This window comes from Rhizobacter sp. P2_H3, assembly GCF_056403355.1.
In genome coordinates this window covers 1-10,485 of record NZ_JBFUFQ010000202.1, presented here as the reverse complement: position 1 = coordinate 10,485, position 10,485 = coordinate 1, and the positions used below count along the sequence as shown (strand labels likewise).

General features: G+C 72.1%; 7 protein-coding genes. 3 read left to right on the top strand and 4 right to left on the bottom strand.

Going from position 1 to position 10,485, the window contains the following annotated elements:
- Window positions 1-1,117 (bottom strand): AAA domain-containing protein (locus AC1D1T_RS25535; RefSeq protein WP_477992724.1); only part of this gene is annotated, 1,117 nt, incomplete at its 3' end.
- Window positions 1,118-1,290: 173 nt separating this feature from the next.
- A complete protein-coding gene (locus AC1D1T_RS25530; protein WP_477992723.1) occupies window positions 1,291-3,078 on the bottom strand; it encodes a cellulase family glycosylhydrolase in 1,788 nt (595 codons plus the stop codon).
- Window positions 3,079-3,430: 352 nt separating this feature from the next.
- Between AC1D1T_RS25530 and AC1D1T_RS25525 the strand changes: the two genes are divergently transcribed.
- Together AC1D1T_RS25525 and bcsZ are read left to right on the top strand one after the other, a co-directional pair.
- Entirely contained in the window at window positions 3,431-5,233 is a 1,803-nt protein-coding gene (locus AC1D1T_RS25525) for a cellulase family glycosylhydrolase (RefSeq protein WP_477992722.1), read from the top strand.
- Window positions 5,234-5,318: 85 nt separating this feature from the next.
- Window positions 5,319-6,443, top strand: a complete 1,125-nt coding sequence (gene bcsZ / locus AC1D1T_RS25520; RefSeq protein ID WP_477826843.1) for a cellulose synthase complex periplasmic endoglucanase BcsZ — start codon at window positions 5,319-5,321, stop codon at window positions 6,441-6,443.
- On the opposite strand, the gene AC1D1T_RS25515 is transcribed toward bcsZ, so the two are convergent.
- Both AC1D1T_RS25515 and AC1D1T_RS25510 read right to left on the bottom strand, forming a co-directional pair.
- A complete protein-coding gene (locus AC1D1T_RS25515) occupies window positions 6,327-8,006 on the bottom strand; it encodes a WecB/TagA/CpsF family glycosyltransferase (RefSeq protein ID WP_477992721.1) in 1,680 nt (559 codons plus the stop codon). The two genes, bcsZ and AC1D1T_RS25515, sit on opposite strands and share 117 nt — an antisense overlap.
- Before the next feature lie 20 nt (window positions 8,007-8,026).
- The gene (locus AC1D1T_RS25510; RefSeq protein ID WP_477826841.1) at window positions 8,027-9,148 is read right to left on the bottom strand and encodes a sugar transferase; all 1,122 of its coding nucleotides are present in this window, start codon (window positions 9,146-9,148) and stop codon (window positions 8,027-8,029) included.
- A 128-nt stretch (window positions 9,149-9,276) separates the two neighbouring features.
- Between AC1D1T_RS25510 and AC1D1T_RS25505 the strand changes: the two genes are divergently transcribed.
- Window positions 9,277-10,485 (top strand): ATP-grasp domain-containing protein (locus AC1D1T_RS25505; RefSeq protein ID WP_477992720.1); only part of this gene is annotated, 1,209 nt, incomplete at its 3' end.

Here is a 10,485-nt window from a genome sequence, read left to right as displayed (position 1 = left end):
GCGACAGCTGCTGCGGATCGCCGGCGAACAGCCGCGCGCGGCCCAGCGGCATCAGCGCCAGCGCGTGCGCCAGGCTCACCTGGCTGGCCTCGTCGAACACCAGCAGGTCGAACGGCGGTGCGTCGTCGGGCGCCAGCTCGCGCAGCGTCTTCAGCGTGAACGCGGCGCGCGTGGTCGTCATCGTCGCGAGCCGGCAGCGCTGCAGCACCTGCAGCGAGGCCCGGCGCAGCTCGTCGCGCAGCGCGGCCACGCGGTCGGCCCAGGCCTTCAGCGCAGCACCATCGCGCGATGACGGGCGGGCAGCCTCGGCGCGGGCTAGGCGGGCGATCAGGTCGTGGTCGTCGCTGGGGATCAGGCGCTCGCGGCCGGCATAGGCGGCGGCGTCGAAGCGCGTGCCCAGCCGCTGCACCGCGGCGCGCGCGTGTTCGCGGCGGCCTTTCTGCAGCGCCTTGTCGACCGCGAGCGTCGCCAGGTCGACCGCCTGGTTGGTGGTCGACAGCAGCAGCACGCGGGCGGCGGGCCGGGTGTCGAGGTATTCGGCCAGCAGCACGCCCAGCGTGGTGGTCTTGCCGGTGCCGGGCGGCCCCCACAGGAAGGCGCTGCTGTGCCGCACCAGCGAGAGCGCGTCGCGCTGCGCCGGCCGCAACCAGCGGAACGGCGCGCCGGTCAGCGCCGGGCCCTCGTCCTGCGTCTGCGGGCCGCCCAGGTCGGGCAGGCAGGCCAGCGCGCGCCCGGCCCACGGCGTGTCCCACCAGGCGTCGGCCACGGCGTTCAGGAAGCGCGTCGGGTAGAGGCGGATCAGGAAGTCGGGCCCCGGCGGCGGGGCGCTGGCGTTCTGCAGCACCAGCTGGTCGTCCTCGGGCAGCACGGCCAGTACGCTGGCGCCGCCCTTGGCCGGTGCACCCCACCAGGCAGAGGCGCCGTCCAGGCTGTCGTCCAGCAGCGCCTGGGCCGAGGCGGCGCCCGGCCGCTGGCCTTCGGCATGCACGTGGCCCGGCACCAGCGTCACGCGCCACAGCGGGCCGTCGCGCTCGCTGCGCAGCACCTTGAAATCGTAGTACTCGGGGGTGGCTGCGAGCTCGGCGTTCAGCGCCTCGCGCAGGTCGGCAAGGCTCATGGTGCTCGCGAATGTCGGGTCGTCAAAAGCGGTCGGGCCAGGCGCGCAAACGCCCAGCCCGGCCTGACCATCCGCACCTAATCACCAAGTGAAAATGGCTGGGCGAGATGATAGCGGCGCTGTGGGCTCGCTGTGGGCTGCTAGATAGCGCACAAAATCTCGATACCAGCCTTCTACTGCCAGGCCACTCCCGTCATCCAGTCCCGGAACACCCGCCCGTAGCCGTCGCTGGGCGTGCCGTCCACATCCTGGATCAGCACGTTGTCCTGCTCGGCGAAGACGTCCCAGCAGCAGCCGATGACCGACCAGTTGTTGGCGCCCGCGAACGGCAGCAGCTGCTGCAGGAAGGGCGCACCGGCCGTCCCCGGTGCGTTGTGCTCGCCGGTTTCCGCGAAGACGATCGGCACATGCGCCGACAAGGCCTGAACCACCGGCCAGTTCGCCGGCATGCTCCAGGTGCTCGACAGGTTGCCCCAGCCGCCGAGCAGGAAGCTCGCGCCGCTGCCCGTGCCGCTGCCGGCCGCCGCCGGCACCGCCGCCGTCGGCAGGGCCGTCTGCAGGTACCTGCCCGCGGTGACGATCTCCGCCGCCGCCACCGCGCCGCCCACGCCCACGGCCGTCACGCGCACTTGTGCGGGCTCGTACACCGTGTTCGGCTTCGCGAGCGTCAGCGTGGCGCCGACGGCATACCCGGTGCCGCCGGCCGAGACGCCGGCCGTCGTCGGGCGCTGCATCGGCGGGTAGGGGTGCCATGACGCGGCCATCTGCTTCAGCGGGTCGGTCGGCATGTTCGCCAGCCAGCCGCCCAGGTTGTTGCTGAACTCGGTGCCGCCGACCAGCACGACGTTGGCGGCGCCGGTCGCGCGCACCGCGTCCAGCATCGCCTGCATGCCGACCGATCGCCACGGGCCGGTGATGTTGCGGTAGTTCGAGGTGGCGCTCGTCGCGGGAAAGTAGTCGAGCGTGCCACCGGTCATCAGCACGCGCCACGCGTCCTGCCCGGCGCCCAGGCCGAAGAAGTAGGGCTCGTTGTAGAGCGAGAAGATCACCGAGCCGTTGCCCTTGAAGGCGGTCGCCACCGAGGTCCAGAAATCGAGCGAGTGGTCCGCATTGGCCATCTGCGTCTGCACCATCGGGCAGGCGTTGCCCGGTGCGCCCCAATGCAGTTCGATGATCACGTACAGGCCGGCGGCGTTGGCCTGCTGCACCTGCGTCGCGATGGCGGCGCGGTAGTTGCCGCCGGGGTCGCCCTGGCGCGTCACGCCGTCGGTGTCGACGCAGGTGAGGCCCAGCCACGAGGTCTCGTTCAGCGTGAAGCGCACGGTGTTCGCATGCCACGCCTGCAGGGCCGGCCACCTCGGCCCGCCCGGTTGCCCGGCCTGCCCGCCGGACGGGTCCCCCGGACTCCAGCCGCCGATCGCGACGAACTCGAAGCCGCTGAAGCTGACGCCGCGCAGCTGCAGCACGTTGCCGGCGGCATCCACCAGGCGATTGCCCTGCACGCGCACCGCCGGCACCGTCGCGGCGGTCGCGGGCGTGATGCGGATCGATGCGGAGGCCGGCGCCCCGAGTGCCAGGCCGTTGGTCGGGTTCGACAGCGCCACGGTGAAGGTCTTGTCGACCGTGTTCGCYGTCGCGTTGCCGATCGGCAGCGACAGCGTCTTGGGCGCAYTGTCGCCGCTGGCCCAGGTGAGGGTGCCGCTGCGGGCCGTGTAGTCGGTGCCGGCCAGCGCGCTCCCGTCGGATGTGGCAAAGGCCACGCTGCCGTCGCGCGAGCCGTCGGCGCGGTTCACCGTGACCGTCAGCAGCCCGACGTTCTGCGCCACCGCGTAGCTCGCCGCAGACAGCGCGACGCTGCCCGCCGGCAACGGCGGCGGCGGCGCATCGCCACCGCTGCCGCCACCGCAACCGGCCGCGAACATCGCGGCCACCAGGACCAGGGCAGTACGTGTGGATGACATGAAGACCTCGCGCCGAGCACCACGCTCGACGGCACGATCTCACGCCGCGCGCGCAGACTCTGTGCGGTGTCGAACACGCGCGCTGCGCAGGGTCATGCAGGGCGTTCGCGCATCCGACGCCGCGATGCGGCACGGAGTGCCCGGCAATCGCACATGCGCGTCCGGAAGTTTTTTTTTCCTTACTGTGCGTTACCGCATAGACGCTGAACTATCGGCGTGCGCGACCTATCTTAAGAGGGCTGGCGCACAGACGATTCATCGCTCTGGTGCCTTGCGCCCCTCCGATGCCAAGCACGCCCATGGCGCGCCGGAGGCCGTCACGCCGACCGCTGCCCTGGAGTCACCCCCTCTGATGAACAACTGCCTCGTGAAGCGAGCGCTGCGAGCGTTCGCGCTCGTCTTTCTTTCCACCGCCTGCACCCTCTCGATGGCCGCGGGCTACACCGCCCGCGCCGGCAAGATCTACGACGAGGCCGGGCAGGAGCTGCAACTGCGCGGCATCAGCCATTTCGGCTTCAACGCGACCATCCTGCAGCCGCAGTTCCTGTGGGCGATGGGCTGGAAGCAGCAGATCGCGCAGATCAAGAGCCTGGGCTTCAACGCGATCCGCGTGCCCTTCGTGCCCGACACGCTCTACAACCCGACGCCGGTCAACCAGCTCAGCTACCTCGATCCGAACCTGAACGCCGAGCTGATCGGCAAGACGCCGCTGCAGGCACTGGACCTGTGGATGGCCGAGGCCGACCGCCAGGGCATGTACGTGCTGCTCGATTTCCACAGCGTGTCGATGCAGCGCCAGTACCCGACTTGGTTCGTGTCGAACCCGGCCGACTTCGGGCTCATCTACAACAAGCAGGCCTACACGAAGGAGAACTGGACGCGCGACCTCGCCTTCGTCGCGAAGCGCTACGCCCACCTGCCGCATTTCTTCGCGATCGACCTCTACAACGAGCCCAACGGCATCGTGCGCTGGAGCACCGGCGACGCGAACGCCGCCAACCCGGTCAACTTCTGGAAGGCCGCGGCCGAATCCGCATCGGCCGTCGTGCTGGCCGCGAACCCGAAGCTGATGGTGTTCGTGCAAGGCATCAACGGCAACTTCGACGGCCGCGAGAAGAGCAACGTGCCGATGAACTGGGGCGAGGATTTCCAGCCGCAGGCCTACCAGCCGTTGAGCATCCCGGCCGACAAGCTGGTGCTGTCCCCGCACACCTACGGGCCCGATGTGTACGTCAAGTCGTCGTTCGGCGCGGCCAGCTTCCCGGCCAACCTCGCGGCGAACTGGGAAACGCTGTTCGGGCAGTTCTCGTCCACGCACCCGGTCGTGGTGGGCGAATGGGGCGGCAAGTACGGGCAGGGCACGGGCGGGCAGGCCGACGTGACCTGGCAGAACGCCTTCGTCGACTACCTCGTCAGCAAGGGCATCCGCAGCAGCTTCTACTGGTCGTACACGCCCAACAGCGGCGACACCGGCGGCATCCTCGACGACCAGCTGGTGCCGCGCCAGGACAAGCTGACGCTGCTGCGCCGGCATTGGGGTGCGGCGCCGGTCACGACGCCGCCGACCACCACGCCGCCCGTCGTTCCGCCGGTCACTCCCCCGGTTGTTCCGCCGGTCGTCCCCCCGACGCCGCCGGCCGGCAGCAACCCGCAGCAGTCGATCGCCAGCTTCACACCGGCCTCCGGCGGCGTGGGCACCGTGGTCACCCTCAACGGCAGCGGCTTCACCGGCGTCAACGCGGCCTGGGTCGGTGCGGCGAAGAACGCCGTGGTGCGGGTCCTGAACGACCGCCAGGTGCAGGTGACGATTCCCGCCGGCGCGACCAGCGGTGCCATCGGCGTGTTCAACCCGGCGCATGCCGCGTTCACCGCGACCTCGTTCACCGTGCTCACCACCGCTGCTGCCTACCGGCAGCCGGCGATCTCGGGCTTCTCGCCCGCCGCCGGCCCGGTCGGCACGGTGGTCACGCTGAGCGGCAGCGGCTTCACCGGGCTCGACCATGCCTGGGTCGGCAACGCGAGGAACGCACCGGTGCGCGTGCTGAGCGACACGCAGGTGCAGGTGACGATCCCGGCCGGCGCGACCAGCGGCTCGATCGGCCTGTTCAACCCGTCGTAMGTGGCATTCGCCGCGTCGTGGTTCACCGTGAAGTGACGGTGCGAAAGCGCACAGACGCCTGCAGGGCAGGCCGCTAGCGTGCCCTCCTGGCGGCCATCCACGGCCGCCCGGGAGACACGCGATGGGAATCGAACGGGTGCTGGCGCAGACGGCGCTGGCGTGGACGCTGACGACCGCCGCGCCCGGCGCGGCGGCCTCCGGCTGGCCGGCATGGGATGTCTTCGCGCAGCGCTTCGTGCAGTCCGACGGGCGCGTGATCGACCTCACCTTCGATCGCAAGAGCACGTCCGAGGGCCAGTCCTACGGCCTCTTCTTCGCGCTGGTCGCCAACGACCGCACCCGCTTCGACACGCTGCTCAGCTGGACCGGCGACAACCTGGCAGGGGGGCGCCTCGGCGAGACGCTGCCGGCCTGGCTGTGGGGCTTGCGGGCCGACGGCAGCTGGGGCGTGAAGGACGGCAACTCCGCGTCCGACGCCGACCTGTGGCTCGCCTACACGCTGCTCGAGGCGGCGCGGCTGTGGAACGCGCCGGCCTATGCGAAGACCGGCCGCCGCCTGCTCGAGCAGGTGCGCCTGCGCGAGGTGGCGAACGCCGGTCCGGCCGGGCCGGTGCTGCTGCCGGGCGCGGTCGGCTTCGTGCTCGACAAGGGCCGCCATCGCATCAACCCGAGCTACCTGCCGGGCTTCCTGTTCCGCTACCTCGCGGTGACGGATCCGCAGGGCCCGTGGCAGTCGATCTGGGACGGCTACCTGCGCATGGCGCCGCAGATCTTCAGCGCCGGCGTGGCGCCGGACAACCTGGTCATCGACGCGGCCGGCGGCGTGCTGGCCGACACCGAGGCGGCGCCGTCGGCCAGCTACGACGGCATCCGCGTCTACCTGTGGGCCGGCATGTCGGGGCCGGGCAGCGCGGGCCTGGTGCGCCTGCTGGCCCCGTATGCGGCCCTCACGCGTGCGACCGGCGTACCGCCCGAGAAGGTCGATCCGCGCACCGGACGGGCGCTGAAGTCCGACTACTCGCCGGTCGGCTTCTCGGGTGCGCTGCTGCCCTTCCTCAGCGTGCTCGGCGACGCACCCGGCCTGGCACAGCAGACCGAGCGGGTGCAGGCCTCGCTGCGATTGGGCGCCTCAGGCGCTGCCACCCATTACTACGACCAGGCGCTGATCCTGTTCGGCAAAGGCTGGCTCGATGGCCGCTACCGCTTCGACGAGCAGGGTCGCCTGCAGCCGGCCTGGAGCCACTGAGCCGTCCCCCACGGGCCCGATCGCCACCGGCGGCCTCAGCACGATCTCCGCGCGGCGCAGCAGCGCGAACACGCGCGGCCCGCGCACCAGGTAGCGGCCGGCCAGCCGGCGCGGGTCCTGCATCAGCCGGAACGACCATTCGAGGCCTGCCTGCTGCATCCAGTGCGGCGCGCGCCGCTCGTTGCCGGTCAGGAAGTTGATCGACGCGCCGATGCACAGCGCGAGGCCGCGCGCCCGCCCGCGCGCCTTCAACATCTGCGCCAGCATCTCCTGCTGCGGGGCGCCGACGGCCAGCAGGCAGTAGCGGAACGGGCTGTGCGCCTCGATGAAGCACAGGCAGTCCTCCACCGCCTGGGGATCCCGGATGAAGCCCATCGGCGGATTGAAATGCGCCAGCCGCGACAGGCCGTGCAGCGCGGCCAGCGTCTGCGCCTGGGCGTCGCTGCAGCCGATCAGCACCAGCGCGTCATCGGCCTGCACCACCTCGCGCAGCAGCGTCGCGACCAGGTCGCTGCCGGTGCACACCGGCAGGCGCAGGCCGCGTGTCACCTGCATCAACCGGGCCAGGAAGCGGCTGTCCAGCAGGATGTAGTCGGCCGCGGCGTACAGGTCGCGGAAGGCAGCGCTCTCGTCGAGGCGGATCAGGTGGTCGACATTCGGCGTCACCGCGAAGCCGTAGGCCTGCTCGCCGAAGCGGCTCGCCACGGCGGTGAAGCTCGCGAGATCGTGCGCGTCGAAGCGCAGCACGCGCCGCGGGAGGACATCGGCCACCGGCTGCGGCGCGCTGTCCACGTCGTCGGTGCACAGGCCGATCGGCACCGACAGGGCCTTCAGCCGCAGCAGCAGCGACGCGAGCCGCGCGGCGGCGTCGGGCGAGTCCGCCGGCAGGGCGAGCAGGATCCAGTCGATGCGCCGTTCCTGGCCGAGCTGGATGAGCCCCGCAAGCGCAGGGCCCGGCGCGGCCGCCGCGTCGTCGAAGACCCCGGACAGCTCGATCGTGTGCGGCCGGCTGCCGTGCAACGCGTGCAGCACCCGTTCCAGGCAGGCGCCGTTGCCCACCACGACCACGCGCTCGGCGAATGCACCCCGGCGCTGCAGCGCCCGCAGCGCCCGCGCCACCAGCATCCGCGCGACCGACGTGGCGACCAGGCTCGCGCCCGCCCAAGCGGCCAGCAGGCCGGGCGCGAGCCCGTCGAAGACGGGGCCGATCGCGCCGAGCGCGAGCAGCGCCGCGGCGAGGGCGGCGCAGCGCAGCGCATGCGAACGCATCAGCTGCCGGTTGCGGTCCTGCCGGACCAGCGCACCGAACCCGGGGTCGTGCAGGATGAGGGCCGCGGCACCCGCCGACACCGCGGCGGCCTGCACGAGGTCGTCGACATGGGGCGTGCCGCCTGCCAGCAGCGTCGCGAGCGCGGCGGCCGCCGCGATGCACAGCGGGTCGAACAGCAGCGAGAGTTCGCTGCTCATCGCCGCCAGTCCGCGGCCCAGGCCCGACGAGGCGATGTGCGTGAGAGGCGTGATGGGGCGCGGCAGGATCGGCTCGTCGTCGAAGGGCGGGTTCATGCGGGCCTCCTCGCGTTGTCTCAATAGGCGTTCGTTCCCTTGACGACCACGGCCGAGGTCAGCACGAGGATCTTCAGGTCCAGCAGCAGCGACCAGTGGTCGATGTAGTACAGGTCCAGCGCGATGCGCCGGCGCAACTGGGCTTCGGTGTCGGTCGCGCCGCGCGCACCGTTGACCTGCGCCCAGCCGGTGATGCCCGGTTTGACGCGGTGGCGGTGCGCGTAGTCCTGCGCGATCTCGTCGCCGAGCCGGCTCTCGGTGCGCATGTCGGTCGCGTGCGGGCGCGGGCCGACCAGCGACATCTCGCCCTGCAGCACGTTGAAGAGCTGCGGCAGCTCGTCCAGGCTCGACACCCGCAGCCAGCGGCCGAGGCGGGTGACACGCAGGTCGTGCCGCCCGGTCTGCTGCATCGGCGGCGTGGACGACGCCGCCGAGGGGGGCGTCCAGCGCATCGTGCGGAACTTGTAGATCTCGAACACGCGGTTGTCCAGTGCGTGCCGGCGCTGCCGGAACAGGACCGGCCCCGGGCCGCTCAGCTTGATGGCGACGGCGATCAAGCCCATCAGCGGCAGCAGCGCGAGCGTCAGCAGCGCGCCGAGCAGCAGGTCTTCCGCGCCCTTCGCGACGGCGTCCCAGCGTTTGATCGGCCGGTCGCACAGCAGCCTGACCGGCATGGTGTCGGCCACGTAGTCGATGCGCGTCGGCGTGTCCGCCGGCGGCGTCGCGGCGTGCCGGCGGCGATGCAGGTGCCACGCGGCGGCCCCTCGCAACAGCGATGTCGACAGCAACCCGAACGCCGCGAAGGTCGTCAGGCCCGGGGGCAGCGGGTGGCCGCCGAGCGCGCCCAGCGGCAGCAGCACGAGCATGAACAACGCGAAGCGCATCGCGTGCGAGTGCACCAGGTCCGGAACGGCCCCGCGGCCGGCGGCGCTGTCGAAGCGCCGGTCGTGCAGCATGAAGGGCGCCAGCACGGCGCCGAAGGCGGCGGAGAGCGCCTGCGTGCTGACCCACGCGGCAAGCACCAGGCACAGGAAATCGCCCAGCGGGAGCAGGTCGCCGATGCGCATGGCCGGGCCGTCGCGCGGCGACCGCAGCGTCGGTGGCGCGGCCGGGCGGGACGGCCTTGACTCTAGCGTGTTCATGCGGCCAAGGTAGGACGTGGGCGGATCGACGTCTGTGCGATGCCGAACTGTGTGGGCTGGCGAACTGTGTGCGCTGGCGAACAGACCCGTGCGCAGGCGAAGGGCAGTGTGCCCCTCTCATGGGCGAGATGGCACCCCTTCGAATCCTGCTGACCGCCACCTTGCGCTGGCCGATCGCGGCGCGGCTCGCGATGGCGTTCGCCGCACTCGGCTGCCGCGTCGAGGTGCTGTGTGCCCGCGGGCATCCGGCCACGCATGTGCGTGCGGTGCAGCGCATCCACCGCGCCTCGGCGCTGCGGCCGGCGGTGTCGCTGCGGGCGGCCATCGAGGYGGCCCGGCCCGATCTCGTGATCCCGTGCGACGACGGTGCGGCGGTGCAACTGGCCGAACTGCACCGGCACTGCCGCGGTCTCGATGCGGCCGATGCCGCGCTCGATGCGCTGCTGCGCTCTTCGCTCGGCGACCCGCAGGCCTGCCAGCTGGCGACCGCGCGCGGTTCGTTGCTGCGGCTGGCGAGCGCGCAGGGCATCCGCACCCCCCGCACCGAAGTGATCTCCAACGCCGCGGAACTCTCGGCCGCGCTGTCCAGGCGCACGCTGCCGGCCGTCCTGAAGATCGACTCGACCTGGGGCGGCCTGGGCGTGGCCATCGTGCACGAGCGCGCGCAGGCGCTGCGCAGCTTCGAGCGCATGTCGGTGCACCCGCCGGTGGTGGGGTCGGTCGCGCGCCTGCTGCTCGACCGCGACCTCGCGCCGCTGCTGGACGCGATGCAGCGCGGGCAGCGCACCGTCACGCTGCAGGATTTCATCGCCGGCACGCCGGCGAACCGGGCGGTGGCCTGCCGGCAGGGACGGGTGCTGGCCGGCACCAGCGTGGTCGCGGTCCACACGCAGGACCGCACCGGGCCGGCCACCGTCGTGCGGGTGATCGACAACGCCGAGATGACCGAGGCGGCGCGGCGCATCGTCGCCCGCCTGGGCCTGTCCGGCCTGTGGGGCCTCGACTTCGTGCTGGCGTCGGCCACCGGCGCGGCCTGCATGATCGAGATGAACCCGCGCGCCACGCCGATCTGCCACCTGCGGCTCGGGCCGGGGCACGACCTGCCGGCCGCGCTGGTGGCGTCGTGGACCGGCGCGGCCGAGGTCGCGCGCGGACCGGCGCTGGCCGGTCGGGCGATCGCGATCTTCCCGGGCGAATGGGAGCGCGATCCGGCGAGCCCGCACCTGCGCGACGCCTGGCACGACATCCCGTGGGACGAGCCGGACCTGGTGCGCGACGGCATCCGCCGGCCGTGGCGCGAGCGCGGGCTGATCGCGCGCGCGTGGGCCGCGCTGCGC